Genomic DNA, 17,870 nt, shown 5'->3' with positions numbered 1-17,870 from the left:
TTATCTAATGAAAAAATTTATTCTTTCCCTTATTATCGCAGCATTCGTTTTGCCTGTTCAGGCCAACGAAGGTATGTGGTTTTTAATGCATATTGAGCGCTTAAACTATCGCGATATGCAAAAAATGGGGCTTCAACTTACCCCAGAAGAAATTTACAGTATTAACAACTCCAGCTTAAAAGATGCTATCGTTCAATTTGACCGTGGATGTACGGCCGAGATTATTTCAGATAGCGGTTTGGTATTGACCAATCACCATTGTGGTTATAGCCAAATTGCAGATCTTTCGACCGCCGAAGAAGATTATTTAACCAATGGATATTGGGCTGCAAATCACAGTGAGGAATTAAAGCCGAAAAGCCTTTCCGTTCGCTTTTTTGTGCGTATGGACGATGTTTCAAAACGTATCTTAAGTCAGGTAAACGATGATATGTCTGAATTGGAGCGCGAAGCAGCCATTAACCGTGAAATAGCCAAAATTCAAGAAGAAAATAACGAAGGTGGAAAGTACACGGTTTCCGTAAAGTCTTTTTACGAAGGAAACGAGTTTTACTACTTTGTTTATCAAGATTATAACGATGTTCGTTTGGTTGGAACCCCTCCTGCAAGCATCGGAAAATTTGGCGGCGATACCGATAACTGGGAGTGGCCAAGACACACGGGTGACTTCTCTTTATTTAGAGTATATGCCGATAAAGATGGGAACCCTGCAGAATATTCCGAAGACAATGTACCTTTAAAGCCAAAGCACCATTTAACTACAAGCATCAAAGGTTTTGAGGAAAATGATTTTGCAATGATCATGGGCTACCCAGGAAGAACCAACCGTTGGATGCCAGCAGGTGGAATTGAGCAAAATGTGGAATACGCATACCCTGCGTGGGTAGAGGCTTCAAAAACATCTATGGATGTAATGAAGGAGTACATGGATAAAGATCAGCAGGTAAAATTAGACTACGCTTCAAGATATGCTAGTATTGCCAATTATTGGAAAAACCGCCAAGGAATGATTGATGCCTTAAAACATCATAAAACGGCAGATACCAAACGTAAAGCCGAAAAGAAATTTCAAAAGTGGGCAAACAAAAAGAGCAATAAAAAATATGCCAACGTAATGCCTGTAATTAACGAGTATTACAGCAAAACTAATGAAGCAAGTGCACACAATAATTATCTAGGTCTCCTTTTAAGAACCCGTATTGCAACTATCCCGTATCGTTTGGGGAATACCATTTCGTACTACTTAGAGCAAAATGAAGCAAAACAAGCAGAGGTTAAACCAAAATTGGATGCTGAATTAGAGAGTTTGTATGACGGACTTTATATTCCTTTAGAAAAAGATGTAATGGCAGCCCAATTGAACCTTTACAACAAAAAGGCGAAGAACGTAGCATCAATGGTAACAGAAATTGCCAGCGAAAACGGTAATAGCGTTGAATCTTGGAAAGCTTATTTGGATGATGCTTTTGCCAATAGTATTTTTGAGTCTAAGGAGAAAGTAGAGGCTTTTATGGCAAATCCAGATGCCGATGTTTTACAAAAAGATCCGCTGTTTATACTTTCAAATGAATTGTTGACGCGTTACAGATACAAATCGGAAGAAGAAAAGCAATGGGGCAATGATTTTGACCGGGCTTTTAGATTGATGGTTCAAGGTATGCGCCTTCAAAACCCAGACGAGAAATATTATCCAGATGCCAACAGTACTTTAAGGCTTACCTACGGAAAAGTAATCTCATTGCCTGAAGATTCGCGAAATGATGCCGATAAAAACTACTACACCACCTTAAAAGGAACCGTTGCAAAATATCAGCCTGGCGATGCCGAATTTGATATGCCTACGGAGCTTATTGATCTTTACGAGAAAAAAGATTTCGGGCAATATGCAGATAAGGACGGTTATTTGCCAGTAAACTTTTTAACCGATAATGACATTACTGGTGGAAACTCTGGTTCGCCCGTACTTAACGGAAAAGGCGAATTGATAGGGTTGGCTTTTGATGGGAATATTGAAGCCATGGCCGGAGATGTTATTTTTGACGATGAGTTGCAGCGTACCATTAATGTTGATATTCGCTATGTGTTATTTTTAATCGATAAACTTGCGGGTGCCAGTCATATTATAGATGAATTGACTTTGTCAAAATAATATATAATTGTAACCAATTGTTTTAGTAAAAACCCCATAAGTCATATAAAATGGCGAATGGGGTTTTTATTTGTGGCTTTAACTACCAATGAATTCTAGCTGAAGCAAGGGCTAAACAGCAGGTGCTTTTGGTCTTAAGGAATATGGTCAAAAATTAATGTGTTTGAATGCTTCATTTCATTTCTAACGTCGTGGCAGGAGGATATAAAAATTTACCTTTGCCCAATAATCTGAAAAAATAAAAATGCAAGAAAAACCGGTGAAAGAAATGCGCAGGAATTGGGTTCTATTTGCGCTGATGCTCACTATGATGCTGGCCGCTATGGACAATACCATTGTTGCCACGGCCATTCCTCAAATTGTGGGTGATCTTGGCGGGTTTTCACTCTTTAGTTGGCTGTTTTCTATATACTTACTTATTCAAACCATTACGATTCCCGTTTATGGCAAATTGGCTGATATCTATGGCCGAAAACCAATTTTGATATTTGGAGTTTTAATTTTTTTAGCGGGTTCGGCAGCCTGTGCGGCAGCTTGGGATATGTATTCTTTGATAATTTTTAGAGGAATACAAGCCGTTGGTGCTGGAGCCATAATGGCTACGGTAAATACAATTGCTGGCGATATTTATACTATCAAGGAACGCGCGAAAATTCAGGGCTGGTTGTCTAGTGTTTGGGGCGTATCAGCAATTATGGGACCAGCAGTTGGAGGGGCTTTGGCCGATTATGCCTCTTGGCGATGGATATTCTTAATTAACATTCCAATTGGTGCTGGCGCAATAGCCTTGATTGTATATTTTCTTCATGAAAATAACGTACACAAAAAGCATAAGGTTGATTGGGCAGGTGCCGCGGCAATGTTAATAACCGGAACAGTAATTATGTTCGGACTCTTGCAAGGCGGGCAATCTTGGCCTTGGTTTTCGCTAAACACTTTGGGGATATTAGCCTTGGCAGTATTGCTGATACTTATTACCATTCGTATTGAACGCAAGTCTATTGAACCTATTTTGCCAGCATGGGTTTGGAAGCGCCGCGTAATATTAGGGGCTAACTTGGCGACCATAGGGATGGGTGTTGCAACCATGGGTCCCAATATGTATTTACCTGTTTTTGCCCAATCCGTTACGGGAGTTGGTGCAATGGCGGCAGGTTTTATTTTAGCAAGTATGAGTATTACCTGGCCACTTTCTTCATCTTTATCTGGGAATTTATACTTGCGCATAGGTTTTCGAAACACTGCCATTTGCGGAATCATTATTGTAATAATTGGCGCGTCAAGCTTCTTCTTTTTACCATTCCCTGGCCCCGTATGGTATTTGGTGGCAGTACAAATGACCTTGGGCGCTGGTTTTGGATTAATAACCACGCCGCTAATGGTTGGCGTTCAATCCACAGTAGTGTGGGGGCAAAGAGGAGTTGTTACAGGCACTAATATGTTTTCGAGATATTTTGGGCAGAGTATAGGCGCAGCGGTTTTTGCCGCAATTTTCAATTCTACCATTTCAGATAAATTGGAGAACGCCCCGGCTAAATTTAATGGCCAGCTCCCCAGTGTTAACAAAATGGTTGAGGTATTGCAATCGCATATCTCCACTTCAGATGTAAGTTTATATTTACGCAAAGCATTCTTTTATGCTACCCACAACGTTTATATTGGGATGGTGATTGCTGGTGTTGTAACCTTAATTATTTTATTGTTGACCCCAGCAAAATTTCCAACGATTGAAGAGCGAAGGTAGTTTTTTAATAAGCTTACGTATAGGAGAGTGAATTCAGAAAACTACAATAATTCCCGGCTTTTTATAAGAAGCAAGAACTTGTAATTTACCGAGACGGAGACATAAGAAACTGGCTGAATCTAAATTCTGTTATTGCAAAACCTTCTTATATAACGTAAAGAAAGCCAGTGACCTGTGCTTTTTGTTCTATATTTTGATTATTGCCAGATGCTTCTTCTTTTTCGTAATATATTTTTCATTTCATAATACATTATCTCAGATTAACTTGTGATTTATATCATTGAATACTAGGAACGTATTGTCTATGTTTGGTCACTAGATTACTGTTGATCTTACTAAAAAAAAGAAAATGAAATTAAAAGAACTTAAAGACATTCGCTCGGAAAATTGCGTTACTATCATTATGACAACCCACCGAACAAAACCTGATTATTTAAATGATAGTACTGCTCTTAAAAACCTTATAAAGGAGGCTGAGAATAGGTTATTGGCAGATACCGATAAACGTAGTGCACAAAGCTTGGTTGAGAAGTTGCATAAATTAGCAGGAGAAATTGACCATAGTCAAAACCTGGAAAGTCTCATGCTGTTTGTGAATGATGATGTTGCCGAATATACAAGATTGCCTATAAAAGTAGAAGACCGCGTGGTTATTGATCATACTTTCGCTACCCGCGATTTAATTAGAGCAATGCATTTGGAAACTCATTATTATATATTGGTGTTGAGCCAAGAGAATATCAGACTTATAGAAGCGATGAACGATAAGGTTGTTCAGGAGTTTGGAAAGCCGTTTCCTATTGAAAACACGCAGTTCTTTTCAAGAAACAGGGCAGCTAACGCTATAGCTTCAAAACAGACTAGTTTGATTGCCGAATACTTCAATCAAGCAGATAAAAAGGTGAATGAACTTAGAAAAGCAAATCCGTTACCAGTACTGATTTGTGGACTGGAGGAAAACCATAATGAGTATTTAAAAGTGGCAGATAAGAAACACAGTATTTTTGATGTGTTCCTAAATAAAAACAAAATAAATGATCCAGTCCATTCTATCGTGGAAGAAAGTTGGGAAATCGTCAAGGATTATGTTCTAAAAATTAACAATGAGCGAAAAGAAGACTTGAAAAAAGCCGTAGGGGAAAATAAATTCTTAAGCGATACCAATGAAATTTGGACGGCTATTTCAGAAGGAAAGATTCAAACCTTATTTATTGAACAGGGATTGTTTCAGCCAGCGGTTATAAAAGATGGCGAAATTAGTTATGTTAATGAGGAAGATCGAACTAACACGGGAGTGATAGATGATATTTATGACGAAATGATTGAAGCTAATATGAATTTTGGCGGAGATGTTGTTTTTCTTCCGAAAGGTGAATTGACCAATTTTAATGGTTTTGGCGCAGTAACGCGTTATTAATTAGGGTTTTGCGGTTTAATTGTAATGACCAGTCTTGTATTCCATCTGATTATACAGTTTGGAAGCAAGATTGGTTTTAATACAAGGACAATCCGAGGCCAAAAGTTGTTTGATTGTGATTATAATCAATTAAGCTTTCGCCATAACCGGTAAATACTTGGGCATGGAGCTTTAGGTTTTTATAAAAGCGATAAGAGTAATCGAGTCTTGCGCTACCGCGGTTTTTAGAGCCGCCCCGAAGTGAATGACGCGTAGTTAAGTCGAAGTTATGCTTCCCAATATCATAATTAAAAGACAGCTCTGCGCGCCCAATATAATTTTGAATATCTGGGTTGTCGTCTTTCTTGCTCTCTTCTGGTACGCGTATCCAAGGTTTAAATATAATTTGTAATTCATTTATTTCCCATCCAAATTGAAAAATGACCCTATTCCAGCTTCGGCTAAGCGGATTGGAACGGCCATTGCTTTCATGGTTTAGTCCCACCCCAGCAAAAACACCTTTAAAATCTCCTATGCGGTACGGAGTGCCAAAAAGTATAAAGGCTTCAGGTTGATAATTGGTTTCCCTGAATGGCCTGGAAAGGGTTTTGTTATAAACTTGCCAACGTGAGCTTTGGCTGTAGGCGCCCCAAAGATCACCGCCAAGTTCATCTCCTAAAATATTGTGTAAAATTTTGGTTTTAAAGCTCAATTGGAAAGCCAGTTCAAAGGAGTTGTATGGAATACTTATAGGCACTACGTTGTTTGGGTTTCCACTCACGGGTGCTTTGTTTACGTTGGTCGTAAAGTTTGTAAACAACAGGTATAGCGGTTTATAGGGCAGCAATCTAAACTGAACTTCTTTAGATAGCGAAGTTGAGTCTAACTGCCATTTTTCAGGTAAAGTTTGGTAGGTGTTGTAGTTTTGGCCAAAATTTTTAGTTGGAATAATAGAACAGAGTAGCAAAAAAAGTGCAGTTAAATATTTCATTTTGAGAAATTGGAAGGCAAAGATATGTTTTGTGAACTAAAGCTAGTGTTAAGATTTCTTTATAATCCTTACTGGTAAATTAGCTAATTAATTCGGCTACATTTACATCAACTTATTTATTTTTGCCCAAACTTTAAAAAAGCACCCATGGCCTCAGGAATCTTTGCAGTATTAGATGATATAGCCGCATTATTAGACGACGTGGCGATGATGAGCAAAGTTGCAGCTAAAAAAACTGCTGGAATCTTAGGCGATGATCTGGCTGTAAATGCCGAAAAAGCATCAGGATTTGCTTCTTCCCGAGAAATTCCGGTGCTGTGGGCAATTACAAAAGGCTCATTTTTAAATAAGCTAATAATCCTGCCCATTGCTTTTCTGTTGAGTGCTTTCTGGCCCTTGGGGGTTGTAATTGTTTTGGTATTGGGAGGCTTATATTTGGCTTATGAAGGTGCCGAGAAAATATACGAATTTTTCTTTCCTCATGCCGATAATACCGTAAAAGTAGCTGAAGAAGGCCTTAGTGAAAGTGAGATTTTGGCAATTGAAAAGGAACGCGTAAAAGCTGCAATTCTAACAGATTTCATTCTCTCCGTTGAAATTGTAATCATAGCCTTGGGAACCGTTGTGAATGAACCCCTCGCCACTCAAATTATAGTTGTAAGCATTATTGCAATTGTTGCCACCGTTGGCGTTTATGGTATTGTAGCGCTTATTGTACGTATGGATGAGGTTGGCTACAAACTTATTAAAAGTAGTAAAAAAGAAAAGAGTTTTAAAAAATCTTTCGGGCTCTTACTGGTACAGGCATTGCCCAAAATAATTAAAAGCCTAAGCGTTATTGGGACCATTGCACTGCTATTGGTGTCCGGTGGTATATTTGTACATAACCTTGACTTTTTTCATAACCTTCTGCCCGAATTGCCCGCAATTATAACGGAGCTTATCGTAGGTCTTGTTGTTGGTTTTATCTGTCTATTGGTAGTTACAGGTGTTAAAAAGCTTTGGAGGTTATTTTAAAAATAGGCTAAACGGCTACTTAAATACAGGTTAATAAACTTAGATGTTAGGCTTTGAAAGCAGTAAGCTTGAAATTAAGTTTAGCGTGTTTTTTTCGATTTTTGGAGTTTCTTTATAATAAACTATATCTTTGGACTTTTTAGAGTAAAAAAGGAATTTTTCTATCCTATGACAGCGTTTAGAAACTCAAATTACTGCTAGTGTCAAAGAACGAAAACCACTCCCTCTTAAACCTTAACTTGCATTGAAAATTATACGATGAAGAAAATATTCATAGTAGTATTGCTATTGTTTATAAGCACCACATACGCCCAGACACTTACCATTAAAGATCAAGAAACCAAGGAACCCATTGAATTGGTAACCATAAGCTTGGGCTCAAAACTATTTGTCACTACAAACTCGGAAGGAGAAGCAGATATTACCAAGTTTAAGAATGCCACAGGAATTGAAGTTAGAAGTCTGGGCTATAAAGCCATTACGAGAAGCTATGCTGAAATGGCCGAAACTTCATTTGTGCTTTTATTGGAGGAATCTAATTTAAGCCTCGACGAAGTGGTTATTTCTGCAACAAAATGGAGACAGAGTAGTGATGATGTTCCCGCAAAAATTGTCTCTATCACTCCGCAAGAAGTAGCTTTGCAGAATTCGCAGACCGCTGCTGATCTCTTGGCGGGATCGGGTAAAGTTTTTGTTCAGAAAAGTCAGCAGGGTGGGGGTAGCCCAATGATTCGTGGTTTTTCTACCAGTCGATTGCTTTATTCGGTTGATGGGGTACGAATGAATACGGCCATTTTTCGCTCTGGAAACCTTCAGAATGTTATTAGCCTAGATCCTTTCGCCATAGAAAATACCGAAGTGGTTTTTGGCCCAGGCTCTGTTATTTACGGTAGTGATGCCATTGGCGGCGTAATGAGTTTTCAAACGCTGACGCCCCAATTTTCATTGAACGACGAGCCTTTGATAACTGGAAAGGCTAAAGCGCGTTATTCTTCAGCAAACAATGAAAAAACAGGGCATTTTGACGTAAACGTAGGGTTTAAAAAATGGAGTTTCCTAACCAGTATAAGTTCTTTTGACTATGATAACCTTCGTCAAGGTAGCCACGGTCCTAGGGATTATATAAAAGATTACTACGTACAACGCCAAGATAGTATGGATGTGGTGATTAAGCAAGAGGATGAATTGTTGCAAATCCCCACCGCCTACTCCCAAATAAACATGATGCAGAAAGTTAGGTTTCAGCCCAATGAAAATTGGGATTTCCAATATGGGTTTCATTATTCCGAAACATCGCCTTATGGGCGGTACGACAGGCACCAGCGCGTCAAAAAAGGTACAGCTCGGTATGCCGAATGGGATTACGGGTCGCAAATATGGATGATGAATAATTTGAGTATTGGGTATAATAAAGCGAATCCAGTTTTTGATCAGATGCATATTCGTTTGGCGCACCAATGGTTTGAGGAAAGCCGAATAGACCGTGGCTTCAATAAACCGGACCGAAGTATAAATGAGGAACGGGTTAGTGCGTATTCCTTCAACACAGATTTTATAAAATCTACCAGCGATAGAAACACGCTTTATTACGGCCTTGAATACGTTTTAAACGATGTTAAATCTACGGGTGAAATTACCGATATAACATCTAATAAAACTGAAGCGGGACCATCGCGATACCCTAAAAGCACGTGGCAGTCTCTGGCAGCCTATATTACAGATGAGTATAAAGTAAGCAATCGTTTTACCTTGAGTGCTGGGATTCGTTATAACCATATTTTGTTAGATTCTGAATTTGACACAAGGTTTTATCCTTTTCCGTTTACCGAAGCCAGTTTGAGTAATGGGGCTTTAACCGGAAGTCTGGGAGGGGTTTATAGACCCACGCGTTCCTGGGCACTTAGCGCCAATTTAGGAACCGCTTTTCGCGCCCCTAATGTTGACGATGTTGGAAAAGTGTTTGATTCTGCTCCTGGACAGGTAGTGGTGCCAAATCCAGATTTAAAGCCTGAGTATGCCTACAACGCAGATATAGGAGTTGCCAAAGTCTTTGACGACCTTGTAAAAGTTGATGTAACCGGCTATTATACCCATTTAAAAAATGCCTTGTCACGTCGAGATTATAAGTTAAACGGTCTGGATAGTATTATGTATCAAGGTGAGATGAGCAAAGTACAGGCAATTCAAAATGCGGCTGTATCTAATATATACGGGGTGCAATTTGGGCTTGAGGTAAAATTGCCACAAGGTTTTGGCTTTAGCACAGATTTCAATTTTCAAAAAGGAAAGGAAGAGTTGGATAATGGGGAGAAGAGCCCGGTTAGACACGCAGCACCATTTTTTGGAATTACCCGATTAAACTATCAATCCAAGAAGCTGCGCATGGAGGTTAACTTTGCTTTTCAGGGAAAAAGAGATATTGATGATATGCCACAGGGCGAAAAAAAGAAAGTAGAAATTTATGCCTTGGATGAAAATGGCGAAATCTACTCCCCAGCTTGGTACGCGCTTAACTTTAAAGCACTTTATAAGCTAAGTGATAGTTTTGACATAAGTGGAGGAATTGAAAATCTAACAGATCAGCGTTATAGGCCTTACGCTTCAGGAGTATCTGGGGCTGGGCGTAATTTTATTTTAGCGGTAACAGCACATTTCTAAACCTTTAGTGGCACAAAGTTAGTAAAGTCTAATAATGTGTCGTAGCTAGGGCGCAATATAGCTTAACTTAGAAAGGAGGTTTTGTCTCTTTTATGAAAAAGAAAAAGAGCCAGTTTAAAAATTGAAACGGCTCCTTTTCTGCATCAAACCAACTATTAAAAAACAAAAAAATTCAAAATATTATTTTCTTTAACCTTATGACTGAGCTTCCGATTTCCCTTTGTGAAAATATTTGTATCTAAGCTAGATTGTAACATGTAATAAATGTGAAGATAACAAGTGTTTCGAAGTAAGGAGATGTTGTAGCAAAGTCGTGGGGTGCACCTTAATCTGGTAGATTAAGTTTCAGGTTAAAGAATAAAATTGAAGATTTCTGCCGCCCAATATATTTATAAGCGTACCTGTAAAATGTGAAATACTTGAACATTGGGGAGCGAATTTTCAAATTTTTTATAAACATACTCAATTATTATATTTAAAGCAAGTTTTCATTCGCATAGCGAAAAATCTTTAGTTTACTTTTTAGTAGTGCCCGACTAAAACTTAAGATCGCTTTCGCTAAGAGACCTAAGACTTGCCTGACGTACATTGGCAGGCAGGCGTATTACTAGATTCTGATTAGATTGATAATTGGCTAGGTTGATTAAGCAATACTCTTTTTTATTAAACCCTAGTTGTGAATTCAATAGCATGTTGTAAATTAACAAAAAAAGCTTCAAGAGCTTAATATCACTCGGTTATTTGATTTCTTGAATATTTTAATCGGACACTACTATTTGTATTTGCTTTTCTTGAACCCTAAACAATACTAATAACTACAGCTCTTATAGTGAGACTTTTGCTGTAGTTTCAAGTTTTCAAAACCGAAACAATAAATTGGTACGGTTTATGAAATAATATAACAACCTGTATTTAACTGGATGTTTAATTATTGGTTTTTATCACCAGAACTTTCAGAAAAAATATCAGAGTCAGAGCAAACTGTTTTAAAAGAATAGTTATTAGAGATATTAATTGCTTCACCATAAAAAGTTCAAAGTCTTTAGCTCAAGTTTAATAAGTTAAAATAAAATAGAAAATCATGAAAATTTACAGCATTTTACCCGTCTTTTTGCTTTGCCTTGTTCTTGGAAGTGTTTCGGCACAGGAAAAGAATATTAATGCCAATCCCGAAAAAGAAAACAAGGTTACAAATCCTATTGCGACCTTGTTAAATTCAGGAAGTTTTGAGTTTATTGCCAATACGGTACTCCCAACCACTGGAGCTACTAAAAACCTTGTGGGTAGTGATTATTCCGTTACTTTTTCACCAGAAATGATAAACAGCAACTTGCCTTTTTATGGTCGAGTAAATAGTGGAATCACGATAGGGCGCGATAAAGGCATGCGATTTCAGGGCGAGCCTGAAAACTTTAAGATTGAAAACAAAAAAGAGTACCAAATAACCACAACGGTTAAGGATGGAGATACGTATGATATTTTCCTAGCTGTGAGTAAAACCGGGAACGCCACGCTAAGTATTAACAGCGATAAACGGGAAACTATTACCTATCACGGTGAAATTGTGAAAGACTAACTCCAACACTCAGCAAGATCAATCTAAATTCTTAATTATTGCTTCGCACTACATTTAGGCGGGGAAAGGCCCTAGATATTCCTTTTAAACTATTTAATTCGTATTTTGCCGAAACGCGTAAACTATAAATTGAAAGTTATTGGATTTAACAATTGAAAACATTTTGCTCGTTGGCTCCCTTCTGCTTTTTATTAGTATAATAGCCGGTAAAACATCTTATAAGTTTGGAGTTCCTACGCTAGTACTTTTCTTGGCTATTGGAATGCTTGCTGGAGAAGACGGTATTGGAGGCATTAGCTTTAACGATCCCCAATTGGCACAGTTAATTGGGATAATTTCCTTAAACTTTATTCTTTTTTCTGGAGGCTTAGACACCGATTGGAAGGCTGTTAAACCAATAATGAAGGAAGGTTTTATACTTTCAACCCTGGGCGTTTTGCTAACTGCCGTTGGCTTAGGAACATTTGTCTATTACGTTACAGATTTCACCATTTACGAAAGCTTGCTCTTGGGGAGTATTGTATCTTCTACAGATGCAGCAGCCGTGTTTTCCATTTTACGTGCAAAAAACCTTGCCCTTCGTGCCAATTTGCGGCCTACTCTAGAAATGGAAAGCGGAAGTAACGACCCCATGGCTTATGTGCTAACTATTGCATTTTTGGGCTTGGTGATTAACCAGGATCAGGGAATTGCTTCTATGATTCCGTTGTTTTTACAACAGATGATTGTTGGTACTATCGCCGGTTTTGGGTTTGGAAAGCTCAGTAAGATTATCATTAACAGAATTAAGTTAGACTTTGAAGGGCTTTATCCGGTGCTATTAATTGCCTTGATGTTTATAACCTTTTCCGTAACTGATTTTGTGGGTGGAAATGGCTTTTTAGCTATTTATATCTGTGCTCTTTTCCTTGGAAACCAGTACTTAATGCACAAAAAAACCATCTTAAAAATGTATGATGGTCTAGCTTGGTTAATGCAAATTGTACTTTTCTTAACCTTAGGGCTTTTGGTGTTTCCGTCGCATATTGTACCTGTTCTTGGCATCGGACTTATGATATCATTGTTTTTGATATTTGTTGCACGGCCATTGGCGGTTTTTATAAGCTTAACACCGTTTAAGATGAAATTTAGAAGAAGGCTCTATATTTCGTGGGTGGGTTTACGTGGCGCCGTGCCTATTGTATTTGCTACATATCCGCTATTGGCAGGAATAGATAAGGCGGGCATGATATTTAACATTGTTTTCTTTATTTCACTTACCTCAATTTTAATTCAAGGAACCACGCTTGCAGTTGTAGCAAAATGGCTTAATGTGAGTATTCCCAGTGAAGATAAAATCTTGTCGCCTTCAGAAAAATTTATGGAAGAGCACCCTAAGACCGAAATGCGAGAAATTGGTATAGCCAAAGGAAATAAGGTTGTAGGAAAACAGATTGTAGATATTGAATTTCCAAGGACGGCAATTATCGCAATGATAAGAAGAAATGAAAATTATATCACACCTAAAGGGGGTACGGTTATTGAACCAGACGACGTATTAATCGTGCTCTCCGAAAATGAAGAAGGTATTAAAAAAGTGTATAAATCATTAAAAATTAGGAAGTTTTCTGCCGCTTAAATTCAGTGTATATTATTGAATATTCGTAAGCCTATTCCGCATTATAAGTATGGATAATTTTGTTAACCTTGTCTCGTTTACCTACCCGTCTGAAATGCTGGTGGTAAAATCTAAGCTTGAATCTGAAGGTATTGTTTGTTTTGTTAAAGACGAGCTTACGGTTCAAGTTCATAATTTCTATTCCAACGCAATTGGAGGGATAAGACTCGAGGTTAAGAAAAGTGATTATGAAAAAGCGAGGCAAATATTAATTAACATGGGCTTCTTGGAAGAGAAAGAGCCCGAAGTTTCTAAGTTTTGGATTGCCGTTGAAAAAAATACTAATGCCATACCGCTATTAAAAAAATTACGACCGGAATTACGTCTAATTATTGCCGCTGGAATTATTGCTGCAGGGATTTTATTCGGAATATTAGCAGTAAGCTCTTTAGTTGCCGAAAATTCGGAACAGTCCAATTATAAATTTATCACTGGAGGTTCTTGGTGTTTAGAGCATATTAATTATTTAGATATAGATTATGCGCCTAAAACAACAGCTACTTAAAAGGTTAAATTCGATCATGGTTGTGAAGAAAAAATTATTTTTCTTCCAGACAATAGGTTAAGTCTTCCTGGGTTTAATTCTAATAGGGTTTACGGTAAATGGATGATTATCGGGAAGAATTTGATTATTTATGAAATGGACACCTTGAAAAATACCTTTGAAGGCGCTTATAGCTTAGAAACAAAAAGCTTTGAACTCAATTTGATTTCAGATAAAACCAAAATTTACTGTTATAGCAATCATAGAAATCTCTAAAAAACCTGAAATAAAACGGCTTAAATGTAAGTTGTTTGGATACTTCCAAACCAAAACATGCTGAAAGAACTTTAGCGGGTTTCATGTTTTTTTTAAGTTACCACTTCCCCAGTTTTTCGCACTGAAACACCCAATTGATCTCACTTTTATATTGAATCTACTTCGATAATCAACAACAGTTCAACTTTCTTAAGGCCTCCATTCCGTTTATTGATCAAACTTATTTTAGGTTCGAATGTAGCAACCGACTTTAAAAAACTTGCTCTACATTGAATGATTGTTTTTGAATTAGTTATATCTTTATCAGGTTATGAAAAACTCAATCTCTTTACTACTTTTTGTTTTGCTTTTCGCTTTTACAGGAGTTTCCCAGGAAATTTCCATAGGAAAAAGAGATAAGCTCCATTCTAAGATACTTCAGGAAGATCGAGAGTTTTCGGTCTATCTACCGCCTTCATATTATACCGCTGTCAATCAAAAATATCCCGTACTGTATATTTTAGACGGCGATTATAATTTTCAATATGTCGCTGGCTTTTTGGAACTTCAAGGCGCGATAAGCGAGATTATTCCTGAGATGATTTTAGTAGCTATCTCGGGGAAAGGCACCAATCAATATCGAAAAAACTGCAAACCAAATATTAAAGGGGTTACTGATAGTGGAAATGCAGAAGAAGTAGCAAATTTTATTGAAAAGGAATTAATTCCGTATGTGGATAAAAACTATAAAACTGCCGATTATAAAATCTTGTCAGGGCATTCCGTTGGTGGTATATTTATAGTGAACACCGCTATAACACGACCAGACCTTTTTGATGATTATATTGCAATAAGTCCGGCGCTTTGGTGGGGAGATAACGCCATGGAAAACAGGATGAAAGCTACCTGGGGGCGAGCCGAGAAAACTACTGCGAGTTTGTACATTTCGCTTGCCGATGAAAAGGGAATGGAGGTTGATAGATTTATAAAAAAAGTACCAAAAAGCATAAAGAAGAAGAATGTGCATTACCGGGAATTTCCTGATGAAATCCATAATTCCGTGGGTTTGCCAACTTATAAATGGGCCTTGGGCGAAATTTTTAGCAGTTGGTATGTTGAACGGAAATATTTTGATACAGCCGAAGCTTTAAAAAAGCATTATGCCGAAGTGCAAAAGCAATACGGTAGTGTTTTCAATATTCCATTAACGGCAATTGGTAATACGCATTATATAAACCAGAAAAATGAAGATGAACTTAAAAAGGTTCAAGTGGCGCTTAAGGAAATTAACCCAAATGCGCTGGTAATTTTTAATACGTATCGGGCAGGAAAATTGCTCGGCGATAAAAAATATGCGGAAGCGGAGCAATTACTGGAAGCTGCTTTAGCTATAAACCCAAATAACTTTGACAGTTATAATGTGCGTGCTAAAATAAATACTGAGCAGGGCAATACTTCAAAAGCTACGCTGAACATCAATAAAGCACTCAATTTGGCAAACGACCAGCATGCACGACAGTGGCAAGTCAACGAACTGCTAGAGACTAAATCGAGAATCCTTAAAAACTAGTGTGCAGTAGCCATTAAAAGGGTTTATTTAATACATTTTTACGAATGCGAAGCTTCCAATAAATCTTGCTTCAATTGAAAATTTCAACGGCCTCAATCCAAGCTAGGTTGAAATTCATTAGTGTCCGATAAAAAGAGTGATAAAATTTGTTGAGTCACAGATAATAGGCAATAAGAATGTTTTTATTTAATGACAGCATGCTATTATACTTAGCATCAAAATTTATCAATTAAAAAGTATGTTTAATCAATTTTATCTAGTTTTCAATCTATTAAAAAGCAAGTCTTACGTCTTATGTCTTTCAGCGCAGCGGTCTTATATCTTAGTCGCACACGACTAGTTGAAATTGAATATTAAATCCAACATTCGTAATTCTGAATTCAATATTGTTTTCCTTATTTTTGAGGAAAAAGCAATTGTAATGAAAATAGTCGTTTCCCCTGCAAAAACCTTAGATTATGAATCTGAGTTACCTACAACCCGCGCTACCCAACCTAAATTCCTTGAAGAAGCCGAATTGATAAACAATAAGTTAGAGCGGAAGAGCAAAAAAGCCATTTCTGAGTTAATGGGTATCAGCGACAAGTTGACCCAACTGAACTATCAGCGCTATAAAGATTTTAATACCCCTTTTACCAAAGAAAACGCACGCCCAGCGGTTTATGCCTTTGCTGGCGATGTTTATACGGGCTTGGATGCATATTCAATTCCTTCGGAAAAAATAGATGTTTTACAGGATTCACTTCGCATACTATCTGGAATGTACGGGATGCTTCGTCCGTTAGATTTAATGCAGCCCTATCGTTTAGAAATGGGAACCAAACTAGCTGTGGACCGAAAGAAGGATCTTTATGATTTCTGGAAAAACAACCTGACCGAAACACTAAATAAGGAGTTGGATGACGACGAATTGTTCTTAAACCTCGCCAGTGTAGAATACTTTAACGCTATTGATGAAAAGAAATTGAAAGTGCCAGTTATTGCCCCTGTTTTTAAGGATTTTAAAAACGGCAAGCTCAAGATTATTTCCTTTTACGCCAAAAAAGCCCGAGGTAGTATGGCGCGATTTGCTATTGACAATAACATCAAAAATTTAGATGAAGTAAAGGCATTTGATTATGACGGATACGCCTATAGCGAAGAATATACCGAAAAGGAGCATGAACCCGTTTTTATACGCTAAGCCCATAGACCCCTAGCCAACTAAAGGGAGAAGGCTATACAATTTGTACCGCAAGGAACAAATTTTGTGTCGGTTTAATCTTGGCAATTTATTTTAATTAGAAACCAGAAACCGGAACCTGCCCCAAAGGGATGCCTACGGCACAACCTGCAACCTGCAATCTTTAACCTGAAACTTGAAACCTGTAACCTGAAACCCTATTTTGTTCCACCACATTCATCCATATCCGCCATATATTCCTGAAACTGCCACAAAACTAATTGTTGGTACTTTACCGCCACCGCGTTTTACCACTGGGGAATTAAAACATGATGACGTAGATTTTTGTTACGGCAGTCGCGACGGCCAATTGTGGAAGATTTTGGACAAGATTTTTGACCTTAACCTCAAGTTTGAAACTACTGCAGAAGCAATTGCCCAACGCGAGCATTTTTTGATAAAACGAGGGATTGGTGTATGCGATATGGTGGCTTCGGCAAAACGCGAAAAAGTAGATGCTTCAGACATTGGGATGCAAGACGTAAAGTTACGAGATTTGGTTGGCATACTTCAGGAAAACCCTAAAATAGACACCCTGCTTTTTACTGGGGGAAACAGCAAAAATGGCCCGGAATATTTCTTCCGAAGAAAATTAAAGGAATATAATCTTAGCCTGAAAGTAGTTTCCAATATAGTCCCAAGAATTCATACTTTTAAACTCCCCGAAAACGGAAGAGTGATTAAAACTGTTTCCTTGATTGCGCCTTCGGGAGCTGCCAATAGAGCTGTAGGGAGCCTCGATGCCTATAAAAAGATGAAAGCGGAATTTCCCGAAAAAACGACCATAGATTTTAGGGTGGAGCAGTATAAGCCATTTTTTTGATGCAATACCCACTATATTTGAACAAATAGTACTTTTACAATATGTTGATATCCTTAGACGGAATAATGGTTCCTGTTCGTCAATACCAAGGTTTGTAGTCCTGCTTCCCTGCCCGTCTGGCAGGGGGTCTTCACTGCATGAATCGCTCCAAACCAGCTTGTGACTTCCTAATGGTTCAAGGAGGGCTCCCCTGAGCTTTTGCCGAAGGGTTACCCCGGTACATGAGAGACTTTATTTATACTTACCAATCGAGGCACACACACACCGTATATAACAAATAGCTATGTTATTTCTAAATCGAAAATTTTGGTATATGCTGAGTTCAACC

At 38.0% G+C, this 17,870-nt stretch carries 12 protein-coding genes; 11 read left to right on the top strand and 1 reads right to left on the bottom strand.

The genetic code is table 11. The features are described from left to right. Positions 1-7 precede the first annotated feature (7 nt). The 3 genes from QPK98_RS00535 to QPK98_RS00525 all read left to right on the top strand — a co-directional run bounded on the left by QPK98_RS00535 (position 8) and on the right by QPK98_RS00525 (position 5,310). Positions 8-2,149, top strand: a complete 2,142-nt coding sequence (locus QPK98_RS00535) for a S46 family peptidase (RefSeq protein ID WP_310991063.1) — start codon at positions 8-10, stop codon at positions 2,147-2,149. Positions 2,150-2,393: 244 nt separating this feature from the next. After that, entirely contained in the window at positions 2,394-3,893 is a 1,500-nt protein-coding gene (locus tag QPK98_RS00530) for an MFS transporter (RefSeq protein WP_310991061.1), read from the top strand. A 349-nt stretch (positions 3,894-4,242) separates the two neighbouring features. Continuing rightward, positions 4,243-5,310, top strand: coding sequence for an AOC03_06830 family ribosome hibernation factor (locus tag QPK98_RS00525; protein ID WP_310991060.1), 1,068 nt, complete (start codon positions 4,243-4,245; stop codon positions 5,308-5,310). 76 nt (positions 5,311-5,386) lie between these two features. On the opposite strand, the gene QPK98_RS00520 is transcribed toward QPK98_RS00525, so the two are convergent. Then, positions 5,387-6,280: a phospholipase A gene (locus QPK98_RS00520; protein ID WP_310991058.1), complete on the bottom strand. Its 894-nt coding sequence runs from the start codon at positions 6,278-6,280 to the stop codon at positions 5,387-5,389. Positions 6,281-6,427: 147 nt separating this feature from the next. On the opposite strand from QPK98_RS00520, the gene QPK98_RS00515 reads away from it, so the two are divergent. From QPK98_RS00515 to QPK98_RS00480, 8 genes are all read left to right on the top strand, one after another. Next, positions 6,428-7,297 (top strand): DUF808 family protein, encoded by an 870-nt coding sequence (locus QPK98_RS00515; protein ID WP_310991057.1) that lies wholly within the window; start codon positions 6,428-6,430, stop codon positions 7,295-7,297. 258 nt (positions 7,298-7,555) lie between these two features. Further along, positions 7,556-9,955 carry a TonB-dependent receptor gene (locus QPK98_RS00510; RefSeq protein WP_310991055.1) on the top strand — a complete coding sequence of 800 codons (2,400 nt, stop codon included), beginning with the start codon at positions 7,556-7,558 and terminating at the stop codon, positions 9,953-9,955. A 1,081-nt stretch (positions 9,956-11,036) separates the two neighbouring features. Then, positions 11,037-11,531, top strand: coding sequence for a DUF4251 domain-containing protein (locus tag QPK98_RS00505; protein ID WP_310991054.1), 495 nt, complete (start codon positions 11,037-11,039; stop codon positions 11,529-11,531). Between the two features lie 139 nt (positions 11,532-11,670). After that, the gene (locus tag QPK98_RS00500) at positions 11,671-13,149 is read left to right on the top strand and encodes a potassium/proton antiporter (protein ID WP_310991053.1); all 1,479 of its coding nucleotides are present in this window, start codon (positions 11,671-11,673) and stop codon (positions 13,147-13,149) included. Positions 13,150-13,198: 49 nt separating this feature from the next. Continuing rightward, complete coding sequence (locus tag QPK98_RS00495; RefSeq protein WP_310991052.1) at positions 13,199-13,693, top strand: putative signal transducing protein; 495 nt, start codon at positions 13,199-13,201, stop codon at positions 13,691-13,693. Positions 13,694-14,258: 565 nt separating this feature from the next. After that, a complete protein-coding gene (locus QPK98_RS00490; RefSeq protein ID WP_310991050.1) occupies positions 14,259-15,497 on the top strand; it encodes an alpha/beta hydrolase-fold protein in 1,239 nt (412 codons plus the stop codon). Between the two features lie 421 nt (positions 15,498-15,918). Then, the gene (gene yaaA, locus QPK98_RS00485; protein WP_310991723.1) at positions 15,919-16,680 is read left to right on the top strand and encodes a peroxide stress protein YaaA; all 762 of its coding nucleotides are present in this window, start codon (positions 15,919-15,921) and stop codon (positions 16,678-16,680) included. Positions 16,681-16,882: 202 nt separating this feature from the next. Further along, the gene (locus QPK98_RS00480) at positions 16,883-17,542 is read left to right on the top strand and encodes a uracil-DNA glycosylase family protein (RefSeq protein ID WP_310991048.1); all 660 of its coding nucleotides are present in this window, start codon (positions 16,883-16,885) and stop codon (positions 17,540-17,542) included. Positions 17,543-17,870: the final 328 nt, after the last annotated feature.

Origin of the sequence: Aequorivita marina (assembly GCF_031631895.2) — a bacterium.
Classification (GTDB): Bacteria; Bacteroidota; Bacteroidia; order Flavobacteriales; family Flavobacteriaceae; genus Aequorivita; species Aequorivita marina.
The sequence above is the reverse complement of the archived record's forward strand: the minus strand, read 5'-3'. Positions and strand labels throughout refer to the sequence as shown.